Annotated in this window: 19 protein-coding genes; 12 read left to right on the forward strand and 7 right to left on the reverse strand. The window is 41.8% G+C overall.

The genetic code is table 11. From position 1 onward, the window contains the following. Positions 1-84: 84 nt before the first annotated feature. A complete protein-coding gene (gene ligD, locus VS868_RS12235) occupies positions 85-909 on the reverse strand; it encodes a non-homologous end-joining DNA ligase (RefSeq protein WP_345597864.1) in 825 nt (274 codons plus the stop codon). 3 nt (positions 910-912) lie between these two features. Further along, complete coding sequence (locus tag VS868_RS12240; protein WP_345597866.1) at positions 913-1,506, reverse strand: DNA polymerase ligase N-terminal domain-containing protein; 594 nt, start codon at positions 1,504-1,506, stop codon at positions 913-915. A 180-nt stretch (positions 1,507-1,686) separates the two neighbouring features. On the opposite strand from VS868_RS12240, the gene VS868_RS12245 reads away from it, so the two are divergent. The 4 genes from VS868_RS12245 to VS868_RS12260 all read left to right on the forward strand — a co-directional run bounded on the left by VS868_RS12245 (position 1,687) and on the right by VS868_RS12260 (position 4,789). Beyond that, positions 1,687-2,301 (forward strand): MarC family protein, encoded by a 615-nt coding sequence (locus VS868_RS12245; RefSeq protein ID WP_266070741.1) that lies wholly within the window; start codon positions 1,687-1,689, stop codon positions 2,299-2,301. Between the two features lie 75 nt (positions 2,302-2,376). Further along, positions 2,377-2,568, forward strand: a complete 192-nt coding sequence (locus VS868_RS12250; RefSeq protein WP_029035283.1) for a cold shock domain-containing protein — start codon at positions 2,377-2,379, stop codon at positions 2,566-2,568. 215 nt (positions 2,569-2,783) lie between these two features. Further along, the gene (locus VS868_RS12255) at positions 2,784-4,196 is read left to right on the forward strand and encodes a hypothetical protein (RefSeq protein ID WP_345597871.1); all 1,413 of its coding nucleotides are present in this window, start codon (positions 2,784-2,786) and stop codon (positions 4,194-4,196) included. Next, positions 4,193-4,789 (forward strand): DUF1684 domain-containing protein, encoded by a 597-nt coding sequence (locus tag VS868_RS12260; RefSeq protein WP_345597873.1) that lies wholly within the window; start codon positions 4,193-4,195, stop codon positions 4,787-4,789. The genes VS868_RS12255 and VS868_RS12260 overlap by 4 nt, the downstream gene beginning before the upstream one ends. Here the strand turns inward: VS868_RS12260 and crcB are convergent. After that, positions 4,786-5,154: a fluoride efflux transporter CrcB gene (gene crcB, locus VS868_RS12265; protein WP_266070738.1), complete on the reverse strand. Its 369-nt coding sequence runs from the start codon at positions 5,152-5,154 to the stop codon at positions 4,786-4,788. The genes VS868_RS12260 and crcB overlap by 4 nt on opposite strands. Beyond that, positions 5,154-6,182 carry an SRPBCC family protein gene (locus VS868_RS12270; protein WP_345597876.1) on the reverse strand — a complete coding sequence of 343 codons (1,029 nt, stop codon included), beginning with the start codon at positions 6,180-6,182 and terminating at the stop codon, positions 5,154-5,156. The genes crcB and VS868_RS12270 overlap by 1 nt, the downstream gene beginning before the upstream one ends. 163 nt (positions 6,183-6,345) lie before the next feature. Here VS868_RS12270 and VS868_RS12275 point away from each other — a divergent pair, with 163 nt between their 5' ends. Next, positions 6,346-8,385 carry a dihydrofolate reductase gene (locus VS868_RS12275; RefSeq protein WP_345597878.1) on the forward strand — a complete coding sequence of 680 codons (2,040 nt, stop codon included), beginning with the start codon at positions 6,346-6,348 and terminating at the stop codon, positions 8,383-8,385. Between the two features lie 170 nt (positions 8,386-8,555). Here the strand turns inward: VS868_RS12275 and VS868_RS12280 are convergent, their stop codons facing one another. Next, positions 8,556-8,744: a hypothetical protein gene (locus tag VS868_RS12280; protein WP_266070770.1), complete on the reverse strand. Its 189-nt coding sequence runs from the start codon at positions 8,742-8,744 to the stop codon at positions 8,556-8,558. A gap of 50 nt (positions 8,745-8,794) precedes the next feature. On the opposite strand from VS868_RS12280, the gene VS868_RS12285 reads away from it, so the two are divergent. Beyond that, positions 8,795-9,178 carry a nucleoside triphosphate pyrophosphohydrolase family protein gene (locus VS868_RS12285; RefSeq protein ID WP_345597880.1) on the forward strand — a complete coding sequence of 128 codons (384 nt, stop codon included), beginning with the start codon at positions 8,795-8,797 and terminating at the stop codon, positions 9,176-9,178. Positions 9,179-9,335: 157 nt separating this feature from the next. Further along, positions 9,336-10,355, forward strand: a complete 1,020-nt coding sequence (locus tag VS868_RS12290) for a Gmad2 immunoglobulin-like domain-containing protein (RefSeq protein WP_345597882.1) — start codon at positions 9,336-9,338, stop codon at positions 10,353-10,355. Here VS868_RS12290 and VS868_RS12295 read toward each other — a convergent pair. Continuing rightward, entirely contained in the window at positions 10,352-11,425 is a 1,074-nt protein-coding gene (locus tag VS868_RS12295; RefSeq protein ID WP_345597884.1) for a branched-chain amino acid aminotransferase, read from the reverse strand. The two genes, VS868_RS12290 and VS868_RS12295, sit on opposite strands and share 4 nt — an antisense overlap. Positions 11,426-11,531: 106 nt before the next feature. Between VS868_RS12295 and VS868_RS12300 the strand changes: the two genes are divergently transcribed. The 3 genes from VS868_RS12300 (at position 11,532) to VS868_RS12310 (ending at position 13,683) form a co-directional block, all read left to right on the forward strand. Then, complete coding sequence (locus tag VS868_RS12300) at positions 11,532-12,023, forward strand: DUF4920 domain-containing protein (protein WP_345597886.1); 492 nt, start codon at positions 11,532-11,534, stop codon at positions 12,021-12,023. Between the two features lie 3 nt (positions 12,024-12,026). Further along, the gene (gene mnmD / locus VS868_RS12305) at positions 12,027-12,701 is read left to right on the forward strand and encodes a tRNA (5-methylaminomethyl-2-thiouridine)(34)-methyltransferase MnmD (RefSeq protein WP_345597888.1); all 675 of its coding nucleotides are present in this window, start codon (positions 12,027-12,029) and stop codon (positions 12,699-12,701) included. A 64-nt stretch (positions 12,702-12,765) separates the two neighbouring features. Continuing rightward, entirely contained in the window at positions 12,766-13,683 is a 918-nt protein-coding gene (locus VS868_RS12310) for a TIGR01777 family oxidoreductase (protein ID WP_345597890.1), read from the forward strand. Positions 13,684-13,722: 39 nt separating this feature from the next. Here VS868_RS12310 and VS868_RS12315 read toward each other — a convergent pair whose 3' ends face one another. After that, positions 13,723-14,403 carry a YceI family protein gene (locus tag VS868_RS12315; protein WP_266070729.1) on the reverse strand — a complete coding sequence of 227 codons (681 nt, stop codon included), beginning with the start codon at positions 14,401-14,403 and terminating at the stop codon, positions 13,723-13,725. Between the two features lie 150 nt (positions 14,404-14,553). On the opposite strand from VS868_RS12315, the gene VS868_RS12320 reads away from it, so the two are divergent. Then, positions 14,554-15,135 (forward strand): nucleotide exchange factor GrpE, encoded by a 582-nt coding sequence (locus VS868_RS12320; protein ID WP_345597892.1) that lies wholly within the window; start codon positions 14,554-14,556, stop codon positions 15,133-15,135. Between the two features lie 28 nt (positions 15,136-15,163). Next, a complete protein-coding gene (gene dnaJ / locus VS868_RS12325) occupies positions 15,164-16,288 on the forward strand; it encodes a molecular chaperone DnaJ (protein WP_345597894.1) in 1,125 nt (374 codons plus the stop codon). Positions 16,289-16,411 lie beyond the last annotated feature (123 nt).

The following is a 16,411-nucleotide window of genomic DNA, read 5'->3' on the forward strand; positions in this document are numbered from 1 at the left end:
GTCCTTTTGTTCTACTTTCTCTGCCTGCTCATTAAGAGCGCGATTTGCCTCTTCGGGGCTAATGTCTTTCATAATTGTTTGATCTTAATTTTTATTTTGGTTTAGTTGTCCGGTTCTTCTAAATATATTGTCAATGGTATATTCCGCAGCACTTTTAGCCTTTGAGAGCTCCCGCCATTCAATTGGTGTCGCAACGCCTGCATCTTCAGTGGCTCTTAAAGAAAAAGGGCATACAGCGGTTTGGGCGTATGCATTCCGCAGATAATCTACAAAAATTTTTGATCCTCGCTTTTCTTTTCTTATTTCCGTAGTGAATAAATCGGGATGGCGCTGTTCAGCTTCTTCTGCTATTTCGCGGGCAGTTGCTTTTACCTGGTCAAAATCTTTTCCTCTTCTTATCTTGTAGTATAAATGTAAGCCGCTTTTCCCGCTGGTCATAAGGGAGGGGTCTATGTCTTTCTCTTTCAAAATTTCTCGCAGAGCCTTAGCCCCTTTCTTTATTTTTTCAAAATCATCATCGGAAGGATCCAGATCAAAGATGACCTTATCGGGCTGCCGCAATTTGTCCTTTTTGCTCAACCATATATGAAATGCCACGGTGCCCTGGTTGGCGAGGTACACAAGTGTTTTGGTGTCATTGCAAAGAATTTGTGTGTTTGATCCTTCTTCGGTTTCAATTTCTACAATCTTTATAAAATCTTGAAAATAATCTGAAATGCTTTTTTGATAGAATCCGTTGTTGTCAATCCCGTTTGGAAATCGATGCAGGGTAAGCGGCCTGTCCTTTAGATAAGGAAGCATGAGAGGTGCAATTTTTTCATAATATGTCACCATGTCTCCCTTGCTGATCTTTTTCTTCGGAAAAATGATCTTATCATAATTTGAAATCTCTACCCCGGCAACTGTCATTCACTACAGATTTTTAGATTCTTCTTGTGCTATTTGCTTCAGTGTCCTTCCTGAAGTGACGCTTTTAGACTGAGTGCTTACAGGGTTGCGGCGGGCATCGGCTTCGGAATCATCCTGCTTCATAAGCAGCCAGTTTCCCTTCATCTTTCCGCCTTTCATTTCCACAAGATTATATCCGCCTTTCAGTTTTTTTCCGTGAAGGGTGACCTCAATACTGCCTGCATTAAAGCTTTCTTCCAGGGAAATAAGCTTACCATCTTCATCCTTTTTATTGCTCTCAATGGTGCCGGTGTCCCAAATCATTACCGTACCCCCGCCATATTCTCCTTTTGGGATTACTCCCTCAAAATCGGCATAGGCAATTGGATGATCTTCGGTGGGGATCGCCATTCTCTTTACTGAAGGATCTGTGCTTGGGCCTTTGGGTACCGACCATGATTTAAGGGTGTTGTCAATCTCCAGCCTAAAGTCGTAATGAAGGTTGGTGGCATCGTGCTTCTGAATTACAAATATGGGTTGCTCATTTTTCTTCTTAGATGGCACATCCCGCGGCTCACCGGTCTTGCTGAAATCCCTTTTTTCATTGTAACTTTTCATGCTATTCATTTTTGCACATCCCGCAGGTTGGAAAATGTACAAAAAATGCTTCTGCGCCTTCGTTAAAGAAGTCTCAAAACTTATTCTGAAATAAAATGAATATGGATGGAAGGTTGTTTTTGCATGAAGTTTATTTTAGATACTTTTGTCGCGTGTAATCTTTAGCACCAAACTAATTAAATGGAAGGAATTTGGGTATTTGCCATTGCGGTGTTTACAGGGTTTATTGCTATCAATAATCCTGTAGGAAATGTGCCTATATTTCTTAGCCTTACCCGCCAGGCCGATAGGCCTACCAAAAAGAAAATCTCTAAAAAGGCCACTTTTACAGCCTTTGTTATTGTCTCTGGATTTATAATCCTGGGTAAATATATCTTCGATTTTTTCGGGCTTACAATTCCTGCCTTTAAGATTACCGGGGGCATCCTGGTATTTTTTGTAGGCTTTGAAATGATTCGTGCGCAGGTATCAAGTATTGACAACCAGACAGAAATAAACTTCAACGAAGAAATATCTATTTCACCGCTTGGGATTCCTATCCTAGCCGGTCCCGGTACTATTGTAACAGCAATGAACTTTACTACTACCGCCACCTACCTGCAATTAGGAATTATTCTGGTGATGTTTGCGCTGGTAATGTGGCTAAATCACCTGGCATTTCTCTCAAGTGAATACCTTGTGCGCTATATTGGAGCCAACAAAATTGTGGTGGTAGAGAAAATCATGGGTCTTATCATTGCAATTATTGGCGTTAACATGCTGATAGAAGGGATTCACATCGCCTTTATGGAATAAAATAAATAATAAATTGGTTTTTAGTAGGTTATCGGTTTTATAGTTGTACCTTCGCCTCCAATTTAAATTTATATAATGAATAAAGGTACAGTTAAGTTCTTTAACGAATCAAAAGGTTACGGATTTATTAAGGACGAAGAGTCAAATGATGAGTATTTCGTACATGCTAATGGTCTTGTAGATGAGATTAGACAGGATGACGAAGTAACTTTCGACCTTGAAGAAGGTAGAAAAGGTGTAAATGCAGTAAACGTGAGACAAGCTTAGTCTCAATTTTTGATATTTATATTCTTAAGCCTTGCTATTTAGTAAGGCTTTTTTTATTCTAAGGGGGTAAATACTCCGAGGCTTGCCTCGTTAGTAAATGTTAAAGTCTGAAAACGTGTTCTCCTATATAATGCTCCGTGGGCTTGCCCCGGAGAAATTTATGCCTTACCCGAAAATACATCTGTGGATGCTGGAATTTTTATTACCTTAATTCCATGAAAAGAATAATCTTTTTTTTGTTCCTGAGCCTGCAGGTATCCGCCCAGGAATTGATGATAAAAAAGGGAATTGTCGTAGATGACTTCAAGGTCTCTGACACCCTCCAGGAAAGTTACGCCCTTTATCTTCCCACAACGTATCAAAATAACAAATTATGGCCGGTACTTTTTTTGTTTGACGGAGAGGGCAGAGGTAAGGCTGCTGCACAATTATTCCAGTCTACTGCCGAGGAGCAGGGGTACATCCTTGTCTCTTCAAATAATATAAGTGAACAAAATGAATTAAAGGAAAATGCCGTTATTGCCGCGAGGTTGTTACAAGGAGTCGCAAATATTTTACCTTTAGATTCCCGGCAAATAGCCGCTGCAGGTTCTATGACCGGCGGTAAGGTGGCAAGTTCGCTGCCTCTTATTTTTGATAATTTTCTTGGTGTTGTGGCAGTTGGAGACCACTGGGTGAATTTTAACCTGCTCGATAATAAAAAGAATTTCCTCTTTATTGGAATAGTAGGAGATGAACAATTTTCGGGTCGGGCAATGAATAGCACTGCAGCTGCTCTTTCCCAACTCAGGTTTCCCACACAGATCTATACTTATTCCGGAGGGGAAGACTGGCCTGTTCCAGAGATTATTTCCAGTGCGGTGGGCTCTCTTACGCTTGAAGCTATGCGCGAAGGGAATCGCCCTTTAGACAATCAGCTCATTGAACAGTTGTACCGTAACGATCTTTCCCGCGTAAACAGGCTAATGAGCCAAAATCAACTTATAAATGCCGAAGTTCTTCTGGAGGTGATGGAAGAAAAGTACGATAAGCTGGTGAATATGGCCGAAATAAGGTCAAAACAGGACCAGTTGTTGCGCTCCAGGAATTACGACCAGCAAAAACGCCAGCAAGTAAGCATTCTTCAAAAAGAATCGAGACTGCTGGATGATTTTGTTTATTACCTGGAAGAGGATATTCGCACCGCAAATTTTGAAAATCTCGGCTGGTGGAATTATCAAAAAAATCAGTTGGATTCCCTAGCCCAAAGAAAAGATGGCGAGGCAAAAATGGCACTTCGGTTAAAAGATTTTATAAAAGAATATATTCATCTTAAACGCCAGGACATGAGTAAATCTCGTGTGCCCCTGGAGAGTGAACTTATAACGAATATGATTCAAACCATTTTTGATCCCAAAGCTATTGGCGCCTATAAAAATATCATTTCTCTAAGCGCGCAGGACAATGATTTCTCCACAGCCTACTTCTACCTTGAAGAAATGCTGAAGCACGGTTATAAAGACATGCAGGGATTATATAACATTGAAGGAACTTTGGGCTTACGCCTAACCCCCGAATACAACCAGATCATTGAAAATTACCTGGGCGCCTCGAAATTTTATGATTCTAAAGAAGAGTCTCAAAAATGAGGTTTTTAAGCATCTTTCTGTTTCTGTTGTTCCCGGGTGTGGCCATTGGGCAGCAGGACTCTGCATTTATTGCATTTCAGGAAGAGATCAATTCAGAATTTAAAGATGCGGCTACTTCTCCTTTGTCAGAAAAGGATCGGGAAAAATTTGAAGCTCTTGAATTTTTTCCGTTTGATCCCAACTTCAGGATTGAAGCTGAATTTTTGAGAACTCCTCAGGAAGTTCCGTTTGCTATGCCCACTACTTCTGAAAAAAAGAAGATGTATGTGAAGTATGGCGAATTGTATTTTACTCTTAAAGGAGAAGAATTTAAACTGAATGTTTACCAGAGCCTGGCACTCTCACAAACTGAAGAATACAAAGACTACCTGTTTTTGCCTTTTACAGATCCTACTAACGGAGTGACTACTTATGGAGGAGGAAGGTATCTCGACTTAACGATCCCTGCCAACAGGATGGTTCAGCTGGATTTCAATAAAGCTTACAATCCGTATTGTGCTTATAGCGGCGGCTATTCCTGCCCCATTCCGCCGGCCGAAAACAAGCTGGGAATACCTGTAACCGCAGGGGTGAAGAAGTACGGGAAACACTAGCTTAGCTTAGATAACCAGATTCCGATTAAAACGGCAGCAATTCCCAGAAAGATACTTCCGGCAGAATATATCCCAAAGTTGATGTAATCTCCTGCTTTCAGCAAAGCCTGGTTTTCAAAGCTAAATGCCGAAAAGGTGGTGAACCCGCCACAGAATCCGGTGGCGAGCAGTAAAGTTGTGTTGGGGGAAATGGCCTCCTGTTTCATTCCCAATCCTAATATGAACCCTATCAAAAGACTTCCGAAGAAATTAACCAGCAGCGTGCCCAGCGGGATGGAAGAAACTGAGTTGAGGTTTTTTGAAATTAGAAATCGAAGGGCACTGCCAAATCCCCCGCCAAGAAAAACCAGTAGCACCTGTTTCATTATTCTACCGGAATATAAATTTCTGTGACCCAGAGCGCCGGATTGTCAATTTTAGTAGGGTCGGTAATCAGCATCTCAAAAGGTTGGCCTTGTGCATTTACAATTAAACCGTTTTCTTCAATATAGCGGTAAGTGAGCTCCCAGGCTTCGGAAGCATTTTTGTGATGACCATTAAGAGTGGTTTTAATCACTTTTTGAGGCTCGAGATAGCCATTAAGGATCTCACTTCCGGCAGGAGTAATCACCTGGCTTGGGGTAGGAACGCCAGCAGAAAAAATCGTAGTGCCATTGCGGTCATCCCGCTGATTATAAATAATAAGAGGCTGCCCGCTTATTGAAATATTGTTCTGGTTCATGTAGAGTTTTACCTGTTCAATCATACTGGCTGCACGTGTATTAACCTCACCCATACGTGAGGCAGTAGTGGTGTACATATAATATCCTCCCCCATGTTCGGTCACCCCGTCTACATTAATGGAATAGGCTTCCATCTTTCTGGTGACATGCTGTTCCAGGTTCTCTATGCTCTGTTCAAAGATGGGAAGAAAAACTTCGGCGAGTTCTTCATCCTGTACGGTAAAGGCCAGCTTTTCCTTAAAGCTTTGATTGCCTTCCAGCTTCCAGGTGACGCGTGTACCTTCGTCTTCGGGAGTGAAGGTCCAGGTGATTTTACCTTCGGCTTCACCAATAATAGTTTTTGTCTTCAGTATTTGTTCAATATTCGAATAAGGGATTGCTGCTGTGGTTACTATACTTCCATCTCTAATACCCTCTGCCTCCCACGAGATAGCTGTGTCTTTTTCAGAAGTCGCTCCGGCAACATTGAGGTCCATTCCTTCAATTTGGTTCCAGGCTTCCCACGATTTCCAGTTTGAATAATCAGCTACCTCCCGAAATAGCATTGGCGCAGGCGCATTAATGAGCTTGCTGGTCTCAACTTTGTATTGGCCATCTTGAGTGGCTATGTATATGGAGCCTGCGATAAAAAGGATTAACAGCAGGAAAAGAAGGTACTTTAAGATCTTCATGATGTGAGGCGGGTTTATAGTATTTATTATGCTAATATAAATAATTTGAAAATGTTAATTCTTACATTTGTTAACTAATGGTGAAAGTCCTGCAGGTTGGAAATTTATACTGCTTTCCTTCCTGAAAGTTTTTCCAGCACTTTTAATAATTAAACTCTTAAAAATGAAAATTAAAGCTTATTTGATGCTGTTTTTTGCGGCAACAATTTTATTTTCCTGCGCAGATTCCAAGATGGAAAATCCTGCAGCTGTGGGAGAAGTTGATCAAACCGACGATTTTGATTATCAGGTAGATGAATTTGCAGATATCAAGATCTTGCGGTACCAGATTCCCGGCTGGGAAGATCTTAGCCTAAAGGAACAAAAACTGGTGTATTACCTTGTACAGGCCGGTCTTAGCGGAAGAGATATTATTTGGGACCAGAACTATAAACACAACCTTAAAATTAGGGAAGCCCTTGAGAATATCTACACCAGCTACGAAGGAGACAAAACTACCGATGACTGGAAGAATTTTGAAACCTACCTTAAGAGGGTGTGGTTCTCTAATGGGATTCACCACCATTACTCAATGGACAAGCTGAAACCTGAATTCAGCAAAGAATATTTTGATACCCTTCTTAGTGAGACCAACACTCAGCTAACAGGAGAGGCGTATGAAGTGATCTTTAATGATAAAGACGCTAAAAAGGTGAACCTTGATGAATCTAAAGGTTTGGTTGAAGGTTCTGCGGTTAACTTTTATGGTGAAGGCATTACTGCAAAAGATGTTGAGCAGTTCTACGCCAATAAAAAGTCCCCAAACCCAAATAAACCTCTTGCGTTTGGTCTTAATTCAAAACTTGTAAAAGAAAACGGGCAAATCGTAGAAAAGGTTTACAAGAGTGGCGGCATGTATGGCCCTGCAATAGACAAGATCATCTTTTGGTTGGAAAAGGCAAAAGGAGTTGCCGAAAATCAGCAGCAGGCAGATGCACTTGGGCTGTTAATAAAATATTATACAACCGGAGATCTTCAAACCTGGGATGACTACAATATCGCCTGGGTTGAAGCTACCGAAGGAAATATTGACTACATCAACAGTTTTATCGAAGTTTATAACGACCCGCTTGGTTACACAGGTTCTTATGAAACTATTGTGCAGATCAAAGATTTTGATATGAGCAAGAAGATGCAGGTGCTTGAAGAAAACGTGCAGTGGTTTGAAGACAATGCACCTTTGATGGAAGAGCACAAGAAAGATTCTGTGGTAGGGGTTACTTACAAAACAGTAATTGTTGCAGGAGAGGCAGGAGATGCTTCGCCGGCTACTCCTATTGGTGTGAACCTTCCTAACTCTAACTGGATAAGAAAAGAGCACGGTAGCAAATCTGTCTCTCTTGGAAATATCATTAACTCATACAACAATGCCGGCAGCACTGGCAGGCTTGAAGAATTTGCTCACGATGAAGAAGAGATCGCTCTTGAAAAAGAATACGGGCAACTTGCCGATAAACTTCATACCGCACTTCACGAAGTGGTAGGTCATGCTTCAGGGCAACTTAATCCTGGAGTTGGAGAAACCAAAGAAACCCTAAAAAGTTATGCTTCTACTTTGGAAGAAGGCCGTGCCGACCTTGTAGGTCTTTACTACCTTATGGATCCAAAACTGGAAGAACTCGGGTTGGTTGATGATTATGAAAAAGTGGGGAAAGCTGCCTACGACGGGTACATTAGAAACGGATTAATAACGCAGCTTATCCGTCTTGAGCCGGGAGCCGATATTGAAGAGGCACACATGAGAAACCGCCAGTGGGTGAGTGCATGGGTGTTTGAAAAAGGCCAGGAAAAAGGCATTATTGAGAAGGTAACCAGAGATGGAAAAACTTATTTCAATATTACAGACTACGTTGCACTTCGTGATCTTTTCGGTCAACTGCTAAAAGAGACCCAAAGAATTAAATCTGAAGGAGATTACCAGGCGGCAAAAGACCTTGTAGAGAATTACGGTGTAAAAGTAGATCAGGATATTCACACAGAAGTTCTTGAAAGAAATGCACAGTTCAAATCTGCTGCTTATAGCGGATTTGTGAATCCTATTCTTGTTCCTGAGACAGATGATAATGGTGAGATCACAGCTATTAAGGTGGTACAGCCAACTTCTTTTGAAGAGCAAATGCTTAAGTATTCAGAAGAATTTGATGTACTTCCTCTGGAAAACTAGTTAGAAGCACCAATTAATACAAGCCGTCATTCTGCAAAGAGTGGCGGTTTTTTTATTCTAAGGGGGTAAATACTCCGAGGCTTGCCTCGTTAGTAAATGTTTAAAGTCTGAAAACGTGTTCTCCTATATAATGCTCCGTGGGCTTGCCCCGGAGAAATTTACGCTGAATATTATCCTTTTAAAAAGCTTTTAAGCACAAACAGGAGCAGGATAAAAGCAATAAACCCAAGTAAGATGAAGATTGTGCCTTTATAGTATTTGCGGTGCAGTTTGATGTCTTTTCGATAGCTGAAGATGATCACTCCCACAAAGGCCACGAAGAACAATGCGGCAAAAATCCATTGTCCTGTGCTAAACATTTCCATAGGGCCTTAATTTTTCTAATTTTATGCGAATTTAAAGCATTAGGATGAAAAAAAGCTTAAAAGCAGTACAGGAGTTTCATGAAGCTTTTGGTTTGGGAGTGAAACAGCAGCCCACAGCAAGGCTCGAAGACGGAAAAACACAATTGCGGTACGAATTGATGAAGGAGGAGAATGAAGAATACCTGGAAGCAGCAAAAAATGGGGACCTGCCCGAAATTGCAGATGCCCTGGGCGATATGTTGTACATTTTGTGCGGTACAATTTTAGAGCACGGCCTGCAGCATAAAATTTCTGAAGTTTTTGATGAGATACAGCGCAGCAATATGAGCAAACTTGGCGAAGATGGGAAACCAATTTACAGGGAAGACGGGAAGGTGCTCAAAGGACCAAATTATTTCAGGCCAAACTTTGATAAAATTCTGAGGTAAAATTGCAGGTCAAATATGCCCTTTTTGACACCTTGCTGCGACCAGTAACTTCCCTGCTGATTGGGCAGATCGTAAATATTTAAAAGGGCAGAAGTAAACCGGCAACAGGTAACCTGCCATGCTTTTTCATTTTTTGAAATTTTAGTATCTTATAAAGATGAGAGCAATTTATTTCATTTTTATAAGCCTTATTTTTATGTCCTGTCGCAATTCCGGGGGAGATGAAGAGGCACAGGCGCCAACGTTGGGAGAGGAAACTGTACAGGAGGAGCAAAACCCGAAACAGCAAACCTATTCCTCTCAAAAATGGCATTTTTCAGCAGAAATTCCGCAGGGATTTGAGGTTTTTGAAGGGCAACTTCCGGGAGAGTCGCCTGTAATTAATTTCTATGCCGGCGAAATTGAGAAGGAACCTCCGTTTGGCATTCATAATGATGCCTCTATGGCCTATATTACCGTGCTACCACAGGGTTTTGGTGTTGATGCACCTGGTGGGCCGCGTAAATCATTAAAAGATTGGGAAGGGAACCTGCCTTTGTCGTTCAACATCAATAAAAACGATTCCTACGCCTATTTGCTGGAAAGTGGTGAGCCGTGGGCAATAGGTCTTAGCTTCAATTCGCCGCCGCCGGGCTGGAATGAGTATGGAACTATCTATATTTTTTATGAGGTAAATGATTTTAGGGCAGAATGCTTCAGCAGTAGCACCGGTGAAGAAATAACTATGGATCAATGCGATCCTTTAGGAGGGGAGGCCATGAAGTTCTACGGAAAGGTTTCCGAAGAAAAAAAGGCAGCCTTAAATGCCATTTTAGAGAGTTTACATTTTACTGATCTCAACCGGGAGCGCGAAGAGATTGGGAATTTGATTAAGCCTGAAGTACCCGAAAGTAACGCTACTGTGACTTCGCCGCTGCACATAGAAGGCAGGGCAAAAGGTTATTGGTTTTTTGAAGCGAATGCGCCGGTAAAGCTGGTGACCGAAAGCGGGAAAGTACTGGCCGAAAGTTTTCTTGAAGCACAGGGAGACTGGATGACCAAAGATTGGGTGCCGTTTAGTGGGCAGCTTGAATTTAAGACAAAAGAAAAGCGCGGCTATTTGATCTTTAGCCGCGCCAATGCTTCAGGAAAACCGGAGCATGACAGGATGCTTCGTATTCCGGTAGTATTTAATTAATTCTTTTTGACAGCATATCTCCAGCCAAATTTATCTTCGGCTTTGTTGTACTGTATTTCCATTAATTTCTGTTTTAAAAGCGAAGCATAAGAATCTTCTAATTGTGGAAGTTCATATTTTTTGCCTTTGTTTCCAAAACCTCTTACGGGGTTAATGGTAGCAGCGGTACCCGATCCAAAGATCTCCTTGAGTTCACCTTTTTCGGCAGCTTCTACAATTTCAGAAACTTTGATACGCCTTACTTCTGCTTCAATTCCTAACTCTTCGGCAAGGGTGAGCACACTTTTTCGGGTTACCCCGTCAAGGATACGATCACTGGTAGGAGCCGTGATAAGTTTGTCGCCAACCCTAAAGAAAATGTTCATTGTACCGGCTTCTTCCAAATATTCGTGAGAATTGGCATCGGTCCATACAATTTGCTGGTAGCCTTCCTCTTTGGCAAGATTGGTAGGGTAAAATTGCGCTCCGTAGTTTCCGGCCGCTTTGGCATACCCCACACCACCATCGGCAGCACGGCTAAATTTATCTGCAAAGAACACCCTAACTTCGCCGCTGTAATAAGCCTTGGCAGGAGAACAGATGATCATGAATTTATAAGATTTTGAAGGAGAGGCCGAAACCCCCTTTTCAGTAGCAATTACGAAAGGCCTTATATAAAGGGAATTTCCGAAGCCTTTTTTGATCCAGTCACGATCTAAATTTAGAAGGGCTTCAAGACCTTCAAGAAATACATCTTGTGGAAATTCTGGGATCGCAAGTCTTTGCGAAGATTTACTGAAACGCTCAATATTGGCGACAGGACGAAATAACCACACCTGGTCGTCATCATCTTTAAAAGCTTTCATTCCTTCAAAAATAGCCTGCCCGTAATGGAAGACTTTAGCTGAAGGATCCAGCTGAATGGGACCATAAGGTTTTATCGTGGGATTTTGCCATTGACCGTCGTGATAATCGCATTCCATCATATGATCTGCAAATACATTTCCGAAGACCAGGTTATCAAAATCAACCGAATCGATATTTGAAGTTTTAGTTTCAATTACATCGATTGCGAGAGGTGTATTTTTCATGGATATCTATTTGAAGCAAATTTACCGAAATAAATACAGGTTCTAAAGATGTGTTTTAACTAATTTTATTTTAATTTGAAATTTACAAACCTTTAACAGGAACACAATGAAGAAAATTAATTTATTGCTGCTGTTATCTTCTTTAATGATGACAATATCCTGTTTTGCACAGGAAAAGAAATTGGGTGAAGCGGGAGATTATATTTCTGTAGGAGAGGAGGTTGAGCTGGTTTCGGCACTTTCGGCACAGCGTATGCAGGAACACTATGACACCCTCAAACCCGGCGATACGGTGAATGTGGCTTTCAGGGGAAATGTGGCTTCGGTTTGTAAAAGCAAGGGTTGCTGGATGAAAGTAGCTCTCGAGGATGATCGTGAAGTTATGGTAAAGTTTAAAGATTATGCCTTTTTTGTTCCTAAAGATATTGAGGATAAGGAAGTAATTGTAGAAGGGAAGGCTTTTGTGACTGAAATGTCTGTTGAAGACCGGCAGCATTATGCCGAAGATGCAGGAAAAACTCCTGCTGAAGTCAAAGCTATAACCACTCCCGAGCTTACACTCTCATTTGTTGCCGATGGAGTTAAAATTAAAAACTAGGTCTTGAAACGTGAGATTATAAAAACCGGGGATGGTTCTTCCACCATTTTTCTGCCCGAGTGGAACGAGCATTACCACTCCAAACACGGTGCCTTGCAGGAGGCATTGCATGTCTTTATTAAAAGTGGTTATCAATTTTACCTTTCAAGCCATGAGACCACAAAATTTTCTATTCTTGAAATAGGATTTGGAACAGGCCTTAACGCGTTCCTCACTTTAATTGAAGCTGAAAAAGATAGGATACACGTAAATTATACAGGCGTTGAAGCATATCCCGTGGAGGCAGAAAAACTGCAGGTATTAGATTATTCTGAAGTTGTAGGGGAGGAAGTGGCTTCAGAAGTTTTCAAAAAGCTGCATGAAATTTCCTGGGAAAAATCTGTTGAAATTTCGCCATTTTTCAGACTTCAGAAGGAAAAGAAATTCTTCAGCGAAATATCTGAAGTACAGGAATTTGATCTTATTTATTTTGATGCCTTTGGTCCGCGGGTGCAGCCCGATCTATGGAGTGAAGAGGTATTCAGGAACATGTATGCGGCCTTAAGAACCAAGGGTGTATTGGTAACCTACTCTGCCAAAGGTGATGTGCGGCGGGCTATGCAGGCGGCAGGTTTTGAAGTGTCACGTTTACCTGGGCCGCCGGGAAAGCGGGAGATGCTACGGGCTGTAAAAAAATAGCGCTGTTAAACCTTTAATAAACAGCGGGGCTGTTTGAGGATAATGCCGTAAATTCAAAATAAAAATGCGAATTCTTATTACCGGAGCCACCGGCCTGGTAGGTTCCGAAATTACCCGATTGTGTCGTGAAAAGGGCATCAATGTCAATTTTCTAACCACGAGCAAGGGGAAAATTGAAAAGAGTGAGGCCTACCGTGGCTACTACTGGAACCCCTCAACCCAAGAAATAGATGCCAGGTGCCTGGATGGCGTGGGTGCAATTATTAATCTTGCCGGGGCAAGTGTCTTCCAACCCTGGACGAAATCTAACAAAGAGAAAATTCTTAACAGCAGGCTGGATTCTTTAAATCTACTGTATAAAACCCTTGAACAGAATTCTCACCAGGTAGGGCAGCTGGTTTCTGCGAGTGCTATTGGTATCTACCCCAGCTCAAGAAGCAAGATGTACGAGGAAAAGGATACTGTAGTGGCCAATGACTTTTTAGGAGAGGTGACGCAGCAATGGGAAGCGGCAGCTGATAAATTCCAGGACCTAAGCCTGCGGGTTGCCAAAGTGAGGATAGGTATTGTGCTCTCGGCCGAGGGCGGCGCACTACCACAAATTATGAAGCCGGTGAAGTTGAACCTGGGAGCACCTTTGGGTTCAGGGAAGCAGTGGCAGTCGTGGATTCACATAAAGGATCTCGCCAGTATCTTCCTCTTTATAATCACTAATGGTTTACAGGGTGTGTACAACGGTGTAGCGCCAAATCCTGCCACCAATGAAGAGCTCACAAAAGAAATAGCAAATGCTCTCGATAAGAAATTGTGGCTTCCAAAAGTCCCGGGGCTGGCATTAAAAGCAGTGATGGGAGAAATGTCCGGCGTGGTGTTGGGGAGCCAGCTGGTGAGCAGCTCAAAAATTCAGGAAAAGGGCTTTGAGTTTTCCTTTGTGAATTTAAGGCCTACCATTAAAGATTTGATCAATAAAAAAGCCGGCTAAATGAAGCCGGCTTTTCTTAGTTCCTATTTGAAGAGGATCTTAGTTTGTTTTGCGAGCGGTAACATTAACTGTTAGCTCCATTTCGTCACTAATAAACTTGTCTCCAAGGTTATCAAAAACAGATTTTGAACCGTAGTTCACTCCCCAGTTAGTTCTGTCAATAATGAAAGTCTCACTCTTAAGAGTAATTGTTTCACCATTAATTTCAGTATTAACGGGGAACTGGATGTTTTTAGTTTCCTCTTTAAGCGTAAGATTTCCCTGAAGTACTTTTTGTCCGTTTTCCTCGGTCACTCCGGTAATTTCAAAAGTAGCTGTTGGGTATTTGTTCACATTAAAAAAGTCAGTTTCTTTACCTTCAACAGTTCCTTTAAGGTGGTCTTCAAGACTTCTTTTGTCTTTCTCTTCCATACCTTCATCGGTCACGGTGATAGAGTTCATGTCGATAACAACACGTCCGCTGGTAATTTCTTCAGTCGTAGCCATGAGGGTTCCGTCTTCAATGTTGATGGTTCCCACGTGCTCACCGGTAGGTTTTGTACCTCTCCACTCTATAGTAGATGCAGTAGTATCTATCTCGTAAGTCATTGCTTCTTCTGTTGCAACAGCTGCTTCCTGGGCTTCACCCGGTTCAACTTTATTTTCATTATTGTTTTTACAGGCCACGGTTCCCATGGCAACTCCTGCAACAAGTACGAAATTTAAAAATCTTTTTTTCATCTGGATATTTAATTGTTTAACCGGCAAAATTAGTTTTTTTACCGGGCCTTTATCCTAAAAGAATATTAAAACTTTCCTGTGACATTTTGGCATTTCAAATTTCTTGGCAGACCTTTTGCCAATTGTGTCACGGAATAAAATACGTATCACATGAGCGAGAAAGAACATAAAGAGGAAAATATTTCAGAAGAAGAAGTTATAAAAGACCAGGTAGAGGACATACTGGATGAGGCCATAGAAAAAGCCGATACTCAGGAAGACACTACTCAGAATGAGGAAGTTTCAGAAAAAGAAACCCTCAAAAATGAACTTGAGAAGGAAAAAGATAAATTCCTGAGGCTCTTTGCCGAATTTGAAAATTACAAGAGGCGTACCAGTAAAGAGCGCATAGAGCTGTTCAAGACTGCCAGCCAGGACGTCATTGTGGCAATGTTGCCGGTGCTTGATGATTTTGATCGTGCCCTTAATGAGATCAATAAAGCAAAAGACAAGGAATTATTGAAAGGCGTAGAGCTTATCAACAATAAATTCAGGGAGACCTTACGCGCTAAGGGGCTTGAGCAAATGGAGGTAAAAGAGGGAGATACTTTTGACTCTGAGATCCATGAAGCTATCACGCAAATTCCTGCCCCAAAAGATAAATTAAAAGGCAAGATTGTTGACGTGGTTGAAAAAGGATACAAACTGGGCGACCGCATTATTCGTTATCCAAAAGTGGTGACCGGTAAGTAACTTTTAATCTGAGAACTTTAAAAATATCATGAAAGAGGACTATTACGAAATATTAGGATTAAGCAAGAACGCGACCACAGCCGAAATCAAAAAGGCGTACCGCAAGAAGGCTATAGAATTTCATCCCGACAAAAATCCGGGAGACTCTAAGGCAGAGGAAATGTTTAAAAAAGCTGCCGAAGCTTATGAAGTTCTTAGCAACGAAGATAAGCGGGCACGATATGATCGCTTTGGTCACCAGGCATTTGAGAATGGCGGCTTTGGTGGCGGTGGTGGCGGAATGAATATGGATGATATTTTTAGCCAGTTTGGAGATATTTTTGGCGGTGCTTTTGGCGGCGGCGGAGGTTTCTCGGGCTTTGGTGGCGGCTTTGGCGGCCAGCGAAGGGCTAAAGGTAGTAACCTGCGAATTCGCGTAGCCCTCACCCTCGAAGAAATTGCCAATGGTACCGAGAAAAAGATAAAGGTAAAAAGAAAAGTCCAGGCACCGGGTACTACCTATAAAACATGTTCAATATGTAACGGTACAGGCCAGGTGACCCGTGTGACAAATACTATTTTAGGGCGTATGCAAACCGCTACCCCCTGTACTACCTGTGGCGGAAGCGGGCAAATGATCGATAATCGTCCTGCCGATGCCGATGCTCAGGGACTTGTAGTAAACGAAGAGACCGTTGCTATTAAAATTCCTGCAGGGGTAGTAGAAGGGATGCAGCTCAAAGTTTCAGGGAAAGGTAACGAAGCACCCGGCAATGGTGTTCCCGGAGACCTCCTGGTAGCCATTGAAGAAAAAGAGCATCCCGTACTGCAACGGGAAGGAGATAATCTTCATTATGATCTTTACATCAGCCTTTCTGAGGCTGTGCTGGGAACCTCAAGAGAAATTGATACAGTATCAGGAAAGGTTCGCATCAAAATAGATGAAGGTGTACAATCTGGAAAGATTTTGCGCCTTAGGGGCAAAGGTATCCCGAACATCAATGGCTACGGAAAAGGCGATCTTTTAGTGCACGTAAATGTGTGGACACCAAAAACGCTTAACAAGGAACAAAAAGACTTTTTTGAGCGTATGGCAAATGATGAACACTTCCAGCCGAAGCCCGAAAAATCTGATAAATCATTTTTTGAAAAAGTTAAAGATATGTTTACATAATTTGCATTTGTTAAAAATTTTTGCATATATTTGAGCATCACTAATTCAGGTTAGTGGTAAATTTTTCTTTTTCATAGCAATTTTTTTCCCATCCTTAAGTCTATTAGGGGTGGGTTTTGCATT

The organism is Salinimicrobium sp. 3283s, from assembly GCF_039602225.1.
In the GTDB taxonomy this organism is placed as follows: Bacteria; Bacteroidota; Bacteroidia; order Flavobacteriales; family Flavobacteriaceae; genus Salinimicrobium; species Salinimicrobium profundisediminis.

Excerpts from the sequence above, each read along its gene's own strand:
- VS868_RS12320 (WP_345597892.1), top strand. The coding sequence starts at position 14,554 with ATGAGCGAGAAAGAACATAAAGAGGAAAATATTTCAGAAGAAGAAGTT.
- crcB (WP_266070738.1), bottom strand. The coding sequence starts at position 5,154 with ATGAAACAGGTGCTACTGGTTTTTCTTGGCGGGGGATTTGGCAGTGCC.
- VS868_RS12315 (WP_266070729.1), bottom strand. The coding sequence starts at position 14,403 with ATGAAAAAAAGATTTTTAAATTTCGTACTTGTTGCAGGAGTTGCCATG.
- VS868_RS12270 (WP_345597876.1), bottom strand. The coding sequence starts at position 6,182 with ATGAAGATCTTAAAGTACCTTCTTTTCCTGCTGTTAATCCTTTTTATC.
- VS868_RS12280 (WP_266070770.1), bottom strand. The coding sequence starts at position 8,744 with ATGTTTAGCACAGGACAATGGATTTTTGCCGCATTGTTCTTCGTGGCC.
- VS868_RS12285 (WP_345597880.1), top strand. The coding sequence starts at position 8,795 with ATGAAAAAAAGCTTAAAAGCAGTACAGGAGTTTCATGAAGCTTTTGGT.
- dnaJ (WP_345597894.1), top strand. The coding sequence starts at position 15,164 with ATGAAAGAGGACTATTACGAAATATTAGGATTAAGCAAGAACGCGACC.
- VS868_RS12255 (WP_345597871.1), top strand. The coding sequence starts at position 2,784 with ATGAAAAGAATAATCTTTTTTTTGTTCCTGAGCCTGCAGGTATCCGCC.
- ligD (WP_345597864.1), bottom strand. The coding sequence starts at position 909 with ATGACAGTTGCCGGGGTAGAGATTTCAAATTATGATAAGATCATTTTT.
- VS868_RS12290 (WP_345597882.1), top strand. The coding sequence starts at position 9,336 with ATGAGAGCAATTTATTTCATTTTTATAAGCCTTATTTTTATGTCCTGT.
- VS868_RS12300 (WP_345597886.1), top strand. The coding sequence starts at position 11,532 with ATGAAGAAAATTAATTTATTGCTGCTGTTATCTTCTTTAATGATGACA.
- VS868_RS12245 (WP_266070741.1), top strand. The coding sequence starts at position 1,687 with ATGGAAGGAATTTGGGTATTTGCCATTGCGGTGTTTACAGGGTTTATT.
- VS868_RS12260 (WP_345597873.1), top strand. The coding sequence starts at position 4,193 with ATGAGGTTTTTAAGCATCTTTCTGTTTCTGTTGTTCCCGGGTGTGGCC.
- VS868_RS12240 (WP_345597866.1), bottom strand. The coding sequence starts at position 1,506 with ATGAAAAGTTACAATGAAAAAAGGGATTTCAGCAAGACCGGTGAGCCG.
- VS868_RS12295 (WP_345597884.1), bottom strand. The coding sequence starts at position 11,425 with ATGAAAAATACACCTCTCGCAATCGATGTAATTGAAACTAAAACTTCA.
- VS868_RS12310 (WP_345597890.1), top strand. The coding sequence starts at position 12,766 with ATGCGAATTCTTATTACCGGAGCCACCGGCCTGGTAGGTTCCGAAATT.
- VS868_RS12250 (WP_029035283.1), top strand. The coding sequence starts at position 2,377 with ATGAATAAAGGTACAGTTAAGTTCTTTAACGAATCAAAAGGTTACGGA.
- VS868_RS12275 (WP_345597878.1), top strand. The coding sequence starts at position 6,346 with ATGAAAATTAAAGCTTATTTGATGCTGTTTTTTGCGGCAACAATTTTA.